Source organism: Sphingomonas sp. 22R3R2A-7 (assembly GCF_036856055.1).
Taxonomy (GTDB): Bacteria; Pseudomonadota; Alphaproteobacteria; order Sphingomonadales; family Sphingomonadaceae; genus Sphingomonas.
In genome coordinates this window covers 1,430,286-1,445,808 of sequence record NZ_JASPFR010000001.1, presented here as the reverse complement: position 1 = coordinate 1,445,808, position 15,523 = coordinate 1,430,286, and the positions used below count along the sequence as shown (strand labels likewise).

The following is a 15,523-nucleotide window of genomic DNA, read 5'->3' as shown; positions in this document are numbered from 1 at the left end:
TCGCTAACCCCCTCATACGTAGGGAAATAGCGAAGGCCTCGCAACGTGCAGATACGGCTGAAAACGGCTCATGACGGGGCGGGACAGGCCGGCGTCGGTGGCGCGGGAGCGGCGAACCTCTTTGTAACGATTTGCAGGTAGCGAGATGGCAGGTGTTTCGCTTGCGCGCTTGCCTGTTAGCCGTGCGCGCACTAAGTCGTGTCTCATGTCAGGCCGCTCCGAAAGGGGCGGCCCTTTGTATTTTTACGGAGTTCTCGCCGTGGCCCAGCCGCTCATGCCTCATGCGACCGCCGCCTGGATGGTCGATAATACCGCGCTCAGCTTCGAGCAGATCGCGGATTTTTGCGGTCTGCACATCCTTGAGATCCAGGCGATCGCCGATGACACGACCTCGACCAAGCTGACGGGTCGCGATCCTGTGCGTGCGCATGAGGTGACGCAGGAGGAGATCGACAAGGGCGCGGCCGATCCCGACTATCAGCTCAAGATGATCAAGGGCCCTGATCAGGTCCGTCGCACCAAGGGCCCGCGCTATACCCCGGTGTCGAAGCGGCAGGACAAGCCCGATGGCATCGCCTGGATCATCCGCAATCACCCGGAGATCACCGATGGCGCGATCTCGCTGCTGATCGGGACCACGCGGACGACGATCGCGGCGATCCGGGATCGTAGCCACTGGAACATCGCGAACATCACGCCAAAGGATCCGGTCACGCTCGGGCTGACGTCGCAGCGTGAGCTCGACGCCGCAGTCGCCAAGGCTGCCAAGGCGGCCGGGATGGAAGCACCGACCGACACGCGTCTCGAAGGCGACCGCGAGGCGCTGCTCGAGCAGCTCCGCAACGAGCGTACCCAGGCCGCGGCCGACGCGCAGTTCGTTGCCGAAGGCGGCGTACTCCCGGTCAAGCCGCTGTTCGACGATCCCTTCAAGCGCTGAATTGATAGACGCGCATGCCCGCGTCATCCCAATGCGGCAGGCGCGAGGCGCCGTTGATGAGCGGGTGACGCGGGGCGGCATGCGCGCGTCGCGTTAAGCTGGTGGGGGACTATCTCCGCCCGCGATCCGTTGCTATCCGCAACGCATGGCAACGCTTCCAGACACGATGCCCGCACCGATCTGCCACAAGGGGCTGACCTATCCTTTGGGCGGCGTCGAGCCTGGATATGGCGACGTGTTTCAGATCGCGCCCGGCATCGACTGGGTGCGCCTCACGATCCCCGGTCCGCTCCGCCACGTCAATTGCTGGCTGCTTGCGGATGGCGAGGGCGACGCGCTGGTCGATACCGGGATGAACACGCCCGAAGCGCGCGATGCCTGGACGGCCGTGTTCGCGGGTCCGAAGTCCGGGGTACGCGTTACCCGCCTGATCGGAACGCATTTTCACCCCGACCATATCGGCCTCGCCGGCTGGATATGCGATCGTCACGCGGCACCGCTCGTCATGACCCGGGGCGAGTGGCTTACTGCGCGCATGCTGGCGGCGGATGCGCGCGATGCGGTGCCGGACGAGATGCTGGCATTCTGGCGCGGCGCGGGGTGGGACGATGCGCAGATCGCGCATGCCGCCGCAAAGGGCTGGGCGGGCTTCCGCAGGATCATCACGCAATTGCCGCTGAGCTACGACCGGCTTCAGGACGGCGATCGCCTCGAGATCGGTGATCGCCAGTGGCAGATCGTCACCGGCTCTGGGCACAGTGTCGAGCATGCCTGTCTTGTCGACGAGACGGACGGCATCCTGATCGCCGGCGACCAGGTCCTTCCGCGGATCAGCCCGAACGTATCGCTTGGCGTGACGGAACCCGGGGCCGATCCACTCGGCGAATGGTTTGCCTCGATCGCCAAGCTGAAGATGCTGCCGCACGACCTGCTCGTCCTGCCGGGGCACGGCGATCCCTTTACCGGGCTGCACACCAGGCTCGACGCGATGGACCGCGAACACCGCGAACGCCTCGACGAGTTGGCCATCTTCCTGGCCGAGCCGCGGCGTGCGACGGATTGCTTCTCGCGCCTGTTCCGTCGCGCGATCGGCCCCGACATGCTCGGTATGGCAACGGGCGAGGCGTTGGCGCATCTGCGCCGCCTCGAGGTAGAGCGGCGCGCCGTCCGCGAAATCGTCGATGGTGTGTGGTGGTGGCGCGCCGACTAGTCTAGCGTGCCGCAAAATCGGCAGGAGAGGCCCATGTGCGACGAGCATACCGCTGACGACAACGCGATATTCCTCGCCGGCGTTTCGCGCAGGCAATTCGGTGCGATGACCGGTGCGGCAGGGCTGGCGATGCTGCTTCCCGCACCTGCCAATGCCGCGGCAATCGCGGGGCGCGATGTGACCATCACGACGGCGGACGGAAAGGCCGACGCCTATTTCGTCGCACCCGCGACCGGCCGGCATCCGGGCGTCCTCGTCTGGCCCGACGTGATGGGACTGCGCCCTGCCTTCAGGAAGATGGCGGACCGGCTCGCGCAGTCGGGCTACGCCGTCCTGGTCGTCAACCAGTTCTACCGCTCGACCAGATCGCCGTTCCTCGCCCCCGGTGAGTCGTATGACCAGCCGGCCGTTCGCGCGCGCATCGCGCCGTTCCGCGAGGCGCTCACGCCCGACGCAACCGTCCGCGACGCCAAGGCCTTTGCCGCGTTCATCGACGCGCAGCCTCAGGTCGATCGCAAGCGGGGAATGGCAACGACGGGCTATTGCATGGGCGGGCCGATGGTCCTTCGCACCGCTGCGGCGGTATCGAACCGCATCCGCGCCGGGGCAACCTTTCACGGCGGCGGCTTCGTCACCGATACGCCCGACAGCCCGCATCTGCTGATCCCGAAGGTGCAGGGCCAGTATCTGATCGCGATCGCCGCGAATGACGACGCCCGCGCGCCCACCGAAAAGGATACGCTGCGCACGGCCTTCGCGAACGCCAAGCGCCCCGCGGAGATCGAGGTCTATGCCGGGACGATGCATGGCTGGTGCCCCCGGACAGCAAGGTCTATGATCCGGTCCAGGCGGACAAGGCGTGGGGACGAATGCTCGCGCTGTTCGGCCGGGCACTGGTCTGATCGACTGAGAGTACAGGGGCGGGCGTCCGGCCCTAGAATGGTTTTCATCATGCGCGCGGGGCGTCACGCTTGACGCCTCGTGCTTCGCATGTGATGTTCGCCTTACGTTCCAGGGGAGCCAGTCATGACGCTGATCTTGTATACCAACCCGATGTCGCGCGGACGGATCGCCCGCTGGATGCTGGAGGAGGTCGGCGCCGACTATGAGGCGGTGGTGCTCGACTATGCATCGACGATGAAGGCAGAGGCCTATCGGTCGGTCAACCCGATGGGGAAGGTGCCCGCGATCGTGCATGACGGCAAGGTGGTCACCGAATGCGCGGCAATCTGTGCGTATCTCGCCGACGCATTTCCGGGGGCGGATCTGGCCCCGCGCGATGACGAGCGCGCCGATTACTATCGATGGCTTTTCTTTGCCGCGGGTCCGGTCGAAGCCGCGATCACCAACCGTTCGCTCGGGGTCGTCCCGACCGACGATCAGCAGCGGATGGTCGGCTATGGCAGCTTCGACGCCGCCATAACGACGCTTGAAGGCGGGGTCTCGGCCCATGACTATATCGCTGGCGATCGGTTTACGGCAGCGGATGTCTATGTCGGATCGCAGGTGATTTGGGGGCTACAATTCGGGTCGCTGCCGAAAACCGATGGCTTTGTCCGTTACGCGGCGAAGCTGACCGGCCGCGCAGCCTATCTCCGCGCCGCCGCGCTCGACGATGCACTCATCACGCCTGCAGCAACGTAACATCGAACGACGACAGGGCTGATCCGTCTGCCGGCCTCTTCAGGCGCGGCGCAGGCGGATCAGGCTGCCCATTTCGCAAGCCAGTCGGCGAGCGCTTGCGGTCCCATCGAACGCGCATCGGCGAGCTCGGTCTCGTGGCCGGCGTTCAGCAGGCGGTTGGTGCGCGGATCGACGATCAGGACCGCTGGTACGCCCTTGAGACGTCCCTGAATCCCGTAGCCCGACGCGACCTGCCCATTCTTGTCGAAGCGACCGATGTCGACCGTGACGACGACGAAATGTCGCGCGACGAACCGCTTCATCTCGGGAAGCTCGATGGTCCCTGCGAGCAGCCGGCAATCCAGGCACCAGTTGCCGCCGAGATCGATCAGCAGACGCTTGCCTGCCTTGGCGGCGCGCATACGTGCCGCCGCGATCTGCGCGTTCGCATCCGCCTTCTCGTCGTACGGGAGCGGAAGCGGGGTCGGCAGCCTTTCGAAGCTAGTCGTCGCGACATGCGGGGCGACGATCTTCGCACGCGGTGCCGCGGGCGCGGCAGCGGTGGTCGCCAGCAGCGCCAGGATGATGCTGCGGCGAAGACGCATCACGACTGTCCCCCGATCACGGCGTTGAGGAAGTCCGGGAAAGGACCGTTCCACGCGCTGTTGACTGCGTCCGGCGCAGGCTCGCTCTGATATGCGGGGGATGGGGGCCGGGCAGGCGAAGCGGCCGCCTCCGGGCGTGCGCGTTCGCCACGCTTGCGATCGGGGCGATCGCGCCGGCTATCACGCGTCACGGCCGGATCGCGCTCGACCAGCGTCGTGTCTGCGCGCACCGCCTCGCGGACGTCGCCGGCGCGATCGGGGACAACCGCCGCGACCGGTTCGACCGTCTGTGACCGCGTCGGTGCCGGCTCGCGCGAGACGACGGGCTGTGCGGCGGGAACCGGTTCGTCGATCGGCGTCCGCTGCCAGCGTGAGCGCTTGGCTGGCGCGGCGACCGGCTCGGGTGCGGCCGCTTCGGCTGCAGCGATGACCTCGGCCTCGACCGCATGCGCGACCGTGTCGGCGCGCGGCACGCGGCGCGAGCGCGACCGCTCGCGGCGTGGAGCTCGATCGTTCTCACCGGCGGTGTCCGCGACTGGGTCGGCGACGACGCTCCGGGCCTCTGTAACCTTCAGCCGCTCGATCGTCTGCCCGGTCAGCTTCTCGATGTTCTGGATGTTCTCCGAATCATCGGGTGCCACGAACGTATAGGCGGTGCCCGTCGCACCCGCGCGACCCGTGCGACCGATCCGGTGGACATAGTCGTCTGGGTGCCACGGTGCGTCATAGTTGAACACCGTCGACACGCCCTTGATGTCGAGGCCACGCGCGGCAACGTCGGAGGCGACCAGCACGGTCACCGCCCCCGTCTTGAACAGCTCCAGTTCGGCGAGACGCTGCGGCTGTTCCATGTCGCCATGGATCTCGCCGGACTTGTAGCCGGCCTGTTTCAGCACCTTGTTCAGATCGCGGACCGTCGTCTTGCGATTGCAGAAGATGATGGCGTTGGTGACCTCGTCCTGCGCGAGGATGCGGCGCAACGTCTCGCGCTTTGCCGCCTGGCTGGCGACGGGCACGAGATACTGCTTGATGTTGAGGTTGGTCGAGGCCGGACGCGATACCTCGATCGTCTTCGGGTTCGACAGGAACTTGTCGGCGAGCTTCTTGATCGGGGGCGGCATCGTCGCCGAGAACAGCAGCGTCTGTCGCGACTTGGGCAGCTTGGTGCAGATCTCTTCGATGTCGGGGATGAACCCCATGTCGAGCATCCGGTCGGCTTCGTCGATCACCAGCAACGAGCAGCCGTTGAGCATGATCTTGCCGCGGCCGAACAGGTCCATCAACCGCCCGGGGGTCGCGATCAGCACGTCGACGCCCTTTTCGAGAGCGGCAAGCTGGTCGCCCATCGACACGCCGCCGATCAGCAGCGCCATCGAGAGATGCGAATTCACGCCGTATTTCTCGAAATTCTCCGCGACCTGCGCCGCCAGCTCGCGCGTGGGCTCGAGGATCAACGATCGCGGCATCCGCGCGCGGCTGCGGCCATGCGCGAGAATGTCGATCATCGGCAGCACGAACGACGCGGTCTTGCCGGTGCCCGTCTGCGCGATGCCGATGATGTCGCGCATCATCAGGACCGACGGGATCGCCCCGGCCTGGATCGGCGTCGGCTCCGTATAGCCGGCGTCGGTAACCGCCTTCAGGAGTTCTTCGGAAAGGCCGAGATCGGCAAAGCTCATTTATATGTCCGGGAAAGCGAGGGCGCGCATATTCCCTCAGGCGCTTCGCCGCTCGCGGATTTACGGCAAAATGTCAAGGAAAGCGGCTGGTGTACTTCTGAAAACGCGCATTTTTCGCGTATGAGCTAGCGTTTGGGGGTCAACGTCTTGAAATCGTCGATCTCGCAACTGCCGCCCGAACGCATCCGGATGGCATCCCGATCGCGACAGATCAGCCCATCCTCGCCCGGTCGCAGATAGAAACCCGAATAGTAATCGAGCGGTCTGCAGTCCCCATCGAGCTTCGCGCGCAACCGGCGGCCGTCGTTCATCAGCAGGTCGACGGCCTGTTCGTCGCGGAGCACGGCGCCCGCAACATCGCCGACCACGATGCATTTCGGCCCCTTATGCTCCTTCCAGTGCCGCGGCACGGACATCGGCACGCGGCCGGGTTGCGGCTGGGAGCGGCGGAGCATGCGCGGCACGCGGATGATGATCCGTTCATGGATCGACGTCTGCATGGCAACCGGCAGGACGCCGGCGCGGGGTTCGGACGACGCCGCGACGCTCGCCGGAGCGGCGACGGCGAGCAGCGCGGTGCGGAGCAATGCCGCGGTGTGAAATCGAGGGTGGGCCATGAGTCGTTTGCAAGCGTTAGGGTGTAGCGTTGAACGAGAGGTGAATTGGGTTTAGCCGCGCGTCGATGACACCCGCACAGTCCCACATGCTCGAAGCGCTGTCACGGCAGCTGGACCACAAGTCGATCATAATCGATCCGTCGGATATCGCGCCCTGGCTCGTCGACTGGCGTGGGCGTTTTCATGGCGCGGCGCCCGCGATCCTGGCGCCGCGCTCGACCGAGGAGGTCGCCGCGATCGCCGTCGCCGCGCGCGACCACCGGGTGCCACTCGTGCCGCAGGGGGGCAACACGTCGATGGTCGGCGGCGCCACGCCGCCTGCGGATGGCGGAGCGTTCCTGCTTTCGATGCGACGCATGGCGCGGATCCGCGCGGTCGATGCGGACGCCGGGCTCGCCATCGCGGAGGCCGGCGTGATCCTCGATACGCTCGACATGACGGCGCGCGATCACGGTCTGCGCTTCCCGCTGACGCTGGGGGCACGCGGCAGCGCGACGATCGGCGGGCTCGTCTCGACCAATGCGGGCGGGACGCAGGTCCTGCGGTTCGGCACGATGCGCGGGCTGGTCGCCGGTGTCGAAGCCGTGCTGCTCGACGGTACGGTGCATGACGGCCTGTCCGCCCTCAAGAAGGACAATCGCGGCTATGACATCGATCAGTTGCTGATCGGATCCGAGGGCACGCTCGCGATCATTACCGCGGCCACGCTGCGACTGGTGCCCGCAGTCGCAGCCCGTGCCGTCGCGTGGATCGGTCTCAGCGGACCCGATGTCGCGTTGCGGCTGCTTCGTCGGCTGCAGGCGGCGACCGACCGGATCGAGAGCTTCGAAATCCTGCCGGCAGAGACGCTTGCCGCTGCGATCGCGCATGATCCTGCGGCCCGCGCGCCGCTCGACGGCGATCACGCGTGGCACGTGCTGGTGGAGGCAACCGCGCCGTCGACGGAGGGTGAGGCGCCCGCCGCGCTTCTCGAGCGGCTTCTGGGTTCCGCGCTCGAGGCTGGCCTCGCCCAGGACGCCGTGATCGCCGCCAGTGAGGCACAGGCGGCAGCGTTCTGGCGTATTCGCGATTCGCTGTCGGCCGCCGAGCGTGCGCTGGGGCCGGCGACGCAGCACGACATCTCGATCCCGGTCGACGCGATGCCACGGTTCATGCTCGACGCCTCCGCCGCATGCGAGGCGCGGTTCCCTGGGGCACGCGCCAGTGGTTTCGGGCATCTCGGTGACGGCAACGTGCATTTCCACGTCCGCGCGCCAAAGGGGACCGATCCCGCACGATGGTACGGCGAGGATGCGGCGGTCGTGACGCGTTTCGTCGACGATCTGGTCGTTGCGGTCGGCGGATCGATTTCGGCCGAGCACGGCATCGGCCAGATGAAGATCGGCGAGCTGGAACGCCTCTCTTCGCCGGCCCGGATGTCGATCCTCCGCTCGGTCAAGGCGGCGTTCGACCCGCACGGGTTGCTCAACCCCGGCAAGCTTGTCACGCTTGCACCCGCCCGCGTCACACCATAGAGCCTCGCGCCAATCGCCGGCGTCCTGGCGGCAAGATCCTCTCACGACTTACTGGAGACCCATGATGGCCAGCGCAGCCCAGCTTCCGCTTTTCTACAACGGCCTCGAGCCGCTTTCGAGCGATACGCATGCCAAGTACAAGGTCCGCCCGCAGGACAGCGCACCGTTCCTCGTCGGCCAGCATGCGGTGCCGATCACCGTCGACGAATTCCCGCTGGTCCAGCGCCACATGCCGATCGTCTTCTCGGTCGGCGACGACGCCATCCCGCTCGCGCTGATGGGCCTGAACGAAGGCGTCAACGTCTTCATGGGCGATGACGGCAAGCTGACCGAGAACACCTTCTACGTGCCCGCTTATGTGCGCCGTTACCCCTACATGCTCGCCCGCCTTCACCCTGACGCGCAGGAGCTCTCGCTTTGCTTCGATCCGACCTCGGACGCGCTGGGCGAATCCGACGAGGGCGATGCGCTGTTCGATAACGGCCAGCCGACCGAAGTCACCAAGGCGATCCTCGCGTTCAACGAATCGTTCGAACAGGCTGGTGCCCGTACGCAGAACTTCATGAAGGAACTGCGCGAGATGGATCTGCTGATGGACGGCGAGGTCTCGATTCAGCCCGACGGCGCCGACCAGCCTTTCGTCTATCGCGGCTTCCAGATGATCAACGAAGAGAAGCTGATCGACCTGCGCGGCGACACGCTGCGCAAGATCAGCAAGTCCGGCATGTTGCCGCTGCTCTACGCACACCTGTTCTCGCTGTCGCTGATGCGCGACATCTTCGCGCGCCAGGTCCAGCTCGGCAAGACGCCCCAGCCACAGCTCAACGGTTGACGAATTGATCGCAGCGGGGCGGGGGTTACCGCTGCGATCGATTTTTTGGGCGGAGGGTTGAACCAAAACGAGGCTCACCCATTTTATCCCTGTACGGCATCGTGTCCCCCCCTTTCGCGGCGCCGTACGGTACGCTTCTAGCGTACCTCCTCCCTGAACCTAGGCCACCTCGCGCTATCATGTGCGAGGTGGTTTTTTTGGTCCCCGGCCCCCGGCCTATTCTGCCGCCGCCAGTCTGGGTGTTGCCTGAGCCTCGTCGCCCAGCGCCGCGAGCATCGCTTTCAGCAGGTGCGCGACCCGGTCGAAACCCGTACCAAGCCCATCGAATTGGCGATCGAGATAGAGCGATCGATCGAACTCGAGCTGCAGGGCATGGATCCCGGTCGATGGCCGTCCGTGGCGCTTCAGAATGTGCCCGCCGGCATAGGGGGCGTTGATCGCGACCGGCAGGCGCGCATCCTCTGCTTCGGCCTGCAGCCGGGCTACGAACCGCGCGGCGGTGCTTCGGCCGAACCGGTCGCCGATGACCACCCTGGGCGGCGGATTGCCGCCGCTGCCGCTTGCCGACAGCGGCGGCATGGAGTGCACGTCGAGCAGCACCGCGATCCCGAACCTGGCGTGCGCGGCGGCGAGCGCGTCACCGACCGCGGCATGGTAGGGGCGGTAATCCTGTTCGATCCGGCGAACGATATCGGCGTCGGTGAACCGTCGCCGCCACAGGTCGCTGGCAGCACTCGCGCGACGCGGCACGAGCCCCAAACCGCTGCGCAGCTTGGCGGAGGGCTTTGGCTGGGCGGTCGGGTCGGCGCCTTCGTCGACGCGCGGGTCGCGTTCCATCTCGCTTCGGTTCAGGTCGATCCAAGCGCGTGCACGCGTCTGGACGATCATCGTCTCATCGTGTCGTGCGGCGATCGCGACGGCGTCGATGCGTCGATCCTCCAGCGTCATGACCGCCGAGAGCGGGACGCGCAGCGCCGTCACCAGCTCGGGCGGATACTCGCGTCCCGCGTGCGGGACCGAAATCACCACGGGGCTGGTCGGCGGCGTCTGGCCGAAGCGGTCGAACGAGGAGTCTGGCATCGCATACAGGGTAGGGGGCATCGTGATCGCGGGCAAACGATCTGGAAATCTTAACCGATTCTGGGGTAACGCGGCGCCTCATCACGGGAATATATCGATGTTGCAGAATCCTGCTGGCCGAGGACGATCAGGTCATGCGCGAATATCTGACGCGGGCGTTGCAACGCTCGGGCTATGCCGTGACCGCGGTCGATCGCGGGACCGCGGCGATTCCGTTGCTCGAGACGGAAAGCTTCGACCTGCTGCTGACCGATATCGTCATGCCCGAGATGGACGGCATCGAACTCGCGCAGCGCGCTGGCGAGATGTGCAAGGATCTTCGCGTGATGTTCATCACCGGCTTTGCCGCCGTCACGCTGAAGGCCGGAAAGACGATGCCGCAGGCGCGCGTGCTGTCGAAGCCGTTCCACCTGCGCGACCTGGTGGCGGAGGTCGATCGGCTTTTCGAAATGGATAATGTCACCGGCTTGAATTGAGCGCTTGCACCCCGCGGAATCCTCGCCTAGTGGAGCCCTCCGGCGGGCGTGTAGCTCAGTGGTAGAGCACTGTGTTGACATCGCAGGGGTCGCAAGTTCAATCCTTGCCACGCCCACCATTGAAAGCCCCGGGGGTCTTCGGACCTCCGGGGTTTTTTCGTTTTACAGCATGTCGCGCACGAGCGCCGGTCAGGTCGCCGGGTATCTTGACAGGCCATGGCCCGCGCGTAGGGCTTGGAGCCATCACAAACGCTCGTGCGGCGTGGATGACGGTGGTGCCCGGGCCTTGGGGCCAGGCGGCGCGCCGTGATCGTCGCGTCGCGGGCTTCTGCAGGGTATTCAGCATGACCGACGATCCGATCATCATTGCCAGCTTTGCTCGTACGCCGATGGGCGGGTTTCAGGGGGCGCTCGCGAACGTGTCCGCGACCGAACTGGGAGCCACCGCGGTCAGGGCCGCGGTCGAGCGTTCGGGCGTCGACCCCGCGCAGATCGACCGGATCTACATGGGGTGCGTCCTGCCGGCCGGGCTTGGTCAGGCGCCCGCGCGTCAGGCGGCGCTCGGCGCAGGCCTGCCCGACTCCGTCGAGGCGACCACCGTCAACAAGATGTGTGGGTCGGGGATGCAGGCCGCGATCATGGGGTTCGAGGCGCTCAAGGCGGGTACCGTCGACGTCGTCGTCGCGGGCGGCATGGAAAGCATGACCAACGCGCCGTTCCTGCTCGCCAAGCATCGGTCCGGCGCACGGATCGGCCATGACGTCGTGTCCGATTCGATGATGATGGACGGCCTCGAGGACGCCTATGAAAAGGGCAAGCCGATGGGCGCGTTCGCCGAGGACACCGCGGCGATCTATCAGTTCACGCGGCTCGAACAGGACGCGTTCGCGCTGGAAAGCCTGGCGCGTGCGACCGCGGCGGTCACCGACGGGCATTTTCGCGCAGAGGTCGTGCCGGTTACGGTCAAGACGCGCGGCGGCGACGTCGAGGTGGTCGAGGACGAACAGCCGGGCAAGGCCAAGCCGGACAAGATTCCGGGGCTGAAGCCTGCTTTTGCGAAAGGCGGCACGATCACCGCGGCGACGTCGGCCTCGATCTCCGATGGTGCGGCTGCGCTCGTGCTGACCCGTTCGAGCGTCGCCGCGAAGCTTGGTCTTTCGCAGGAGGCGCGGATCGTCGCGACCGCGGCACATGCGCATGCGCCGGCCCAGTTCACCACCGCGCCCGTATCGGCCATCCGGAAGGTGCTCGATCGGGCCGGATGGCGCGTCGAGGATGTCGATCTGTTCGAGGTGAACGAGGCGTTCGCCACGGTCGCGATGATCGCGATGCGCGAACTCGGCATCCCGCGCGACAAGCTGAACGTGAATGGTGGTGCCACCGCGCTCGGTCATCCGATCGGTGCCAGCGGTGCGCGGATCATCGCGACGCTGGTCGCCGCGCTGAAGGCGCGCGGGCTGAAGACCGGCGTTGCCGCGCTTTGCATCGGTGGCGGCGAGGCGACCGCGATCGCAGTCGAACTGGTCTGATGGGGCAGGGGGCGCCGCTGCGTGGCGGCGGCCCCTCAGACGCGAGGACGAGCGACCTTTAATTGCGCAAAGGGGGTTTCGCGGTGCGGTGCGAACCGGCATGCGCCCGGGCATGATCAGACCTGCGTTGCGTGCCGCCGCCGCCCTCCTTTTGTCTCCTGCGCTGATACCCGCAGAGGGTGCCGCGCAGACCGCTCAGGACGGTGAACCGTCGCCGATCGCGACGCGTGCCGACGAACCGCCGGTTATCCTGGTTACGGGACGGGGCCTCGGCACGGCGCCCGGCGATCGCGCATTCGACATCGTCACGATCGACCGCGACCGGATCGCGGCCAATGCGAGCAATCGTCTCGAGAGCGTGCTGGCCGACGTCGCAGGCCTTCAGCAATTCCGACGCTCCGATTCGCGCAGTGCGAACCCGACGAGTCAGGGGATCTCGCTGCGCGGGATCGGCGGCAATGCGTCGAGCCGTGCGCTGCTCGTCTTCGACGGCGTTCCCCAGGCGGATCCCTTTGGCGGCTGGGTGGCATTTCCCGCCTATGCGACCGGACGGCTGGGACAGATCCGCGTCACGCGTGGTGGCGGCAGCGGATATCAGGGGCCGGGCGCACTGGCGGGCACGGTCGAACTCGAAAGCGCGACACCCGACCAGCTTGCGCCGCTCGAGGCGCGGATCGCCTATGGCAGCCGCGACGCGGTCGACGCGCAGGGCTCCGCATCGCTGGTCCGCGGGGCCGGTTTCGCGGTCCTGTCCGGTGCGTATGCGCGGGGCGACGGCTTTACCCCGACCGTTGCGTCATCGCGGGGGCCCGTCGACCGGCCTGCGCCGTACGAACAGGCATCGGGCGCGATCCGCACGGTGGTCGGGCTGGATTCGACCACCGAGCTTCAGGTGAACGCCAGCGCGTTCAGCGACACGCGCGACCGCGGGAGTGATTTCACCGCCAACCGCAGCGAGGGCGCAGACGCCAGTGTCCGGCTGGTGGGACGTGGCCGCTGGGGCTATTCGCTGCTCGGCTATCTTCAGACCCGATCGTTCGCGTCGAGCTTTGGCAGCATCAACGCGACACGCACGACGACGGCCCAGTCTCTCGACCAGTACAACACCCCGGCAACCGGGCTTGGCGCACGCATGGAGATCGCACCGCCACTCGGCGAAGCGGTCACGGTGCGGATCGGTGCCGATGTGCGCGACGTGCGGGGCAAGACGCAGGAGCTGTTCTTCTTTTCAGGGGGCAATCCCACCCGGCGTCGCGAGGCGGGAGGCCATTCGGTGACCGCCGGCATATTTGCCGACGGCAGCGTCGTTGCCGGCGACCTGACCTTCAGCGCGGGCGGGCGGATCGACTGGTGGCAGATCGAGGACGGCTATCTTTCCGAGCGCCCCGTCGCTGGCGGTCTGCCGCTGGCCAACCTCCGCTATGCGGATCGCGATGGAAGCGAGCTCACGGGGCGGGCGGGTATAGCCTACACGCCAACGGACGCGGTCACGCTGCGCGTCGCAGGCTATCGCGGCTGGCGGCTGCCGACGCTCAACGAGCTGTACCGGCCATTCCGTGTCGGCAACGATACGACCGCAGCGAATCCGATGCTCGCGCCCGAGCGTCTGACGGGCGTCGAGGGGGGCGTGACGCTCGCGCCCGTACGCGGCGGAACGCTGTCGGCGACCTATTTCTACAACCAGCTCGACGACGCGATCGCCAACGTGACCTTGTCGACGACCGCGACCAGCGCGTCGCGCGTCCGGCGCAACCTCGAGGCCATCCGTGCGCATGGCTTCGAGCTCGATGCCGCGTATCGCCCGGGGCCGTTCGGGCTGCGGGCGTCATGGTCGCATGTCGTATCGCGCGTCGACGCGTCGGGGGCTGCCCTGCCCCTGGACGGCCTTCGCCCCGCGCAGACACCGCGCGATCAGCTGTCGGGCACGGTCGACTGGCACCGCGACGCCGCCGCGCTGTCGCTGACGCTGCGCCATGTCGCACGCCAGTTCGATGACGACCAGAACAGCCGCAGTCTCGATCCGGCGACGACGATCGATGCCTTTGCCGCAATGCCGCTGACCCGCGCGCTCACGATCGAAGCCCGCGCGGAGAACCTCCTCGACAAGATCGTCGAGGCGGGGATCAGCAGCGGTACGGTGGTCGAGCGCGCGACGCCCCGCACTCTATGGCTCGGGTTGCGCTACGCGCTTCGATAGCACGCATGCGGCGCGGCCTTGAGGGGGCGGTGCCCGCGTGGCCGGGGGCAGAGCCACCGCTCGGATGGGCGTGAACCCGCACCGCCGGGTCCGAAGGTCATCGACGATGCCGCGCGACCGCACTATCCCGCGCGGGTGATCGACATTCCTGCCCCGCTCCGCCTGCGCCTCGACGGCGACGCTCTTGTCCGCAACTGGCAGACGCTCGATCGCATGAGCGGGACCGCCGCCTGCGGTGCGGCGGTCAAGGCCAATGGGTACGGGCTCGGCGCGACGCAGGTCGCCGCCCGTCTCGCTCAGGCGGGCTGTCGCGACTTTTTCGTCTCGAACTGGCAGGAAGCCGCCGAACTGGCACCGCTCGGCCTGACCGTCTCGGTGCTGCACGGCCTCCGCGCCGAGGACATGCCCGCCGCGCTCGCAGGCTTTGCCCGCCCCGTCCTGAACACACCCGCGCAGGTCGCCCGGTGGAAAGGCGCCGGTGGCGGGGCATGCGATGTGATGGTCGACACGGGCATGAACCGGCTTGGCGTTTCGGCGGACGACATTGCGGACGGATTGCTCGACGGGCTCGCGATCGAAACGGTGATGAGCCACCTCGCTTGCGCCGACGAGCGCTCGCCGATGAACGCCGTCCAGCGCGATCGCTTCGCCGCGTTGAGCGGCGCGACAGGCGCGCGGCGGATGAGTCTGGCGAACTCCGCAGGGATCGCGCTGGGGGAGGGCTATGCGTTCGATCTCACGCGTCCCGGACTTGCACTCTATGGCGGCGTGCCGCGGGCGGAATACGCGAGCCGGATAGAGACGGTGGCGAGTCCCGAAGCGCAGGTTCTGCAATGTCGCACGGTGCCGGCCGGTCAGACCGTGGGATATAACGCGACATGGACCGCCGGCCGCGACAGCATCGTCGCGATCGTCAATCTCGGCTATGCCGACGGGTATTTTCGAGGGTTCTCGGATCGCGGAGTCGCGCTTGCGTCCGGCAATCCTGCCCCCGTTGTCGGGCGCGTGTCGATGGACCTGCTTGCCATCGACGTCACCGATGCCGGGCCGATCGCGGAGGGCGAATGGATATCGCTCGACTTCGACCTGCCGACGGCAGCCGCCAGCAGCCAGATGTCGCAATATGAATTGTTGACGAGCCTGGGCAGCCGATACGATCGCTTCTGGACTTGATCCGGTTCGTCGCTTTCGTCGCGGTGACAAAAAACGGGCCGCCTGACTGGA

13 protein-coding genes, 1 tRNA gene and 1 pseudogene are annotated in these 15,523 nt (G+C 66.9%); 11 read left to right on the top strand and 4 right to left on the bottom strand.

All coding sequences use genetic code 11. From position 1 onward, the window contains the following. The first annotated feature begins 259 nt into the window (after window positions 1-259). The 4 genes and pseudogenes from QP165_RS07005 to QP165_RS06990 all read left to right on the top strand — a co-directional run bounded on the left by QP165_RS07005 (window position 260) and on the right by QP165_RS06990 (window position 3,791). Window positions 260-937 carry a DUF1013 domain-containing protein gene (locus tag QP165_RS07005; protein WP_056016582.1) on the top strand — a complete coding sequence of 226 codons (678 nt, stop codon included), beginning with the start codon at window positions 260-262 and terminating at the stop codon, window positions 935-937. A 145-nt stretch (window positions 938-1,082) separates the two neighbouring features. Next, window positions 1,083-2,147, top strand: a complete 1,065-nt coding sequence (locus QP165_RS07000; protein ID WP_333994736.1) for an MBL fold metallo-hydrolase — start codon at window positions 1,083-1,085, stop codon at window positions 2,145-2,147. A 33-nt stretch (window positions 2,148-2,180) separates the two neighbouring features. Continuing rightward, a pseudogene (locus QP165_RS06995) lies at window positions 2,181-3,049 on the top strand (dienelactone hydrolase family protein). Between the two features lie 124 nt (window positions 3,050-3,173). After that, entirely contained in the window at window positions 3,174-3,791 is a 618-nt protein-coding gene (locus QP165_RS06990; RefSeq protein ID WP_333994735.1) for a glutathione S-transferase family protein, read from the top strand. A gap of 59 nt (window positions 3,792-3,850) precedes the next feature. On the opposite strand, the gene QP165_RS06985 is transcribed toward QP165_RS06990, so the two are convergent. The 3 genes from QP165_RS06985 to QP165_RS06975 all read right to left on the bottom strand — a co-directional run bounded on the left by QP165_RS06985 (window position 3,851) and on the right by QP165_RS06975 (window position 6,671). After that, window positions 3,851-4,375: a thioredoxin family protein gene (locus tag QP165_RS06985; protein WP_333994733.1), complete on the bottom strand. Its 525-nt coding sequence runs from the start codon at window positions 4,373-4,375 to the stop codon at window positions 3,851-3,853. Beyond that, window positions 4,375-6,054: a DEAD/DEAH box helicase gene (locus QP165_RS06980; RefSeq protein WP_333994731.1), complete on the bottom strand. Its 1,680-nt coding sequence runs from the start codon at window positions 6,052-6,054 to the stop codon at window positions 4,375-4,377. The genes QP165_RS06985 and QP165_RS06980 overlap by 1 nt, the downstream gene beginning before the upstream one ends. A gap of 125 nt (window positions 6,055-6,179) precedes the next feature. Then, window positions 6,180-6,671, bottom strand: coding sequence for a hypothetical protein (locus tag QP165_RS06975; RefSeq protein WP_333994729.1), 492 nt, complete (start codon window positions 6,669-6,671; stop codon window positions 6,180-6,182). A 65-nt stretch (window positions 6,672-6,736) separates the two neighbouring features. Here QP165_RS06975 and QP165_RS06970 point away from each other — a divergent pair, with 65 nt between their 5' ends. Beyond that, complete coding sequence (locus QP165_RS06970; protein WP_333994726.1) at window positions 6,737-8,185, top strand: FAD-binding oxidoreductase; 1,449 nt, start codon at window positions 6,737-6,739, stop codon at window positions 8,183-8,185. Window positions 8,186-8,249: 64 nt separating this feature from the next. Further along, window positions 8,250-9,017, top strand: a complete 768-nt coding sequence (locus QP165_RS06965) for a SapC family protein (RefSeq protein ID WP_333994723.1) — start codon at window positions 8,250-8,252, stop codon at window positions 9,015-9,017. A 216-nt stretch (window positions 9,018-9,233) separates the two neighbouring features. Here the strand turns inward: QP165_RS06965 and QP165_RS06960 are convergent, their stop codons facing one another. Next, entirely contained in the window at window positions 9,234-10,118 is an 885-nt protein-coding gene (locus QP165_RS06960; protein ID WP_333994721.1) for an N-formylglutamate amidohydrolase, read from the bottom strand. Between the two features lie 68 nt (window positions 10,119-10,186). Here QP165_RS06960 and cpdR point away from each other — a divergent pair, with 68 nt between their 5' ends. The 5 genes from cpdR (at window position 10,187) to alr (ending at window position 15,472) form a co-directional block, all read left to right on the top strand. After that, window positions 10,187-10,573 carry a cell cycle two-component system response regulator CpdR gene (gene cpdR / locus QP165_RS06955; RefSeq protein ID WP_333996968.1) on the top strand — a complete coding sequence of 129 codons (387 nt, stop codon included), beginning with the start codon at window positions 10,187-10,189 and terminating at the stop codon, window positions 10,571-10,573. Between the two features lie 44 nt (window positions 10,574-10,617). After that, window positions 10,618-10,692: transfer RNA gene (locus tag QP165_RS06950), tRNA-Val, on the top strand. 225 nt (window positions 10,693-10,917) lie between these two features. After that, entirely contained in the window at window positions 10,918-12,102 is a 1,185-nt protein-coding gene (locus tag QP165_RS06945; protein ID WP_333994719.1) for an acetyl-CoA C-acyltransferase, read from the top strand. Between the two features lie 112 nt (window positions 12,103-12,214). Further along, the gene (locus tag QP165_RS06940; protein ID WP_333994716.1) at window positions 12,215-14,299 is read left to right on the top strand and encodes a TonB-dependent receptor; all 2,085 of its coding nucleotides are present in this window, start codon (window positions 12,215-12,217) and stop codon (window positions 14,297-14,299) included. A 144-nt stretch (window positions 14,300-14,443) separates the two neighbouring features. After that, a complete protein-coding gene (gene alr / locus QP165_RS06935; RefSeq protein ID WP_333996967.1) occupies window positions 14,444-15,472 on the top strand; it encodes an alanine racemase in 1,029 nt (342 codons plus the stop codon). Window positions 15,473-15,523: the final 51 nt, after the last annotated feature.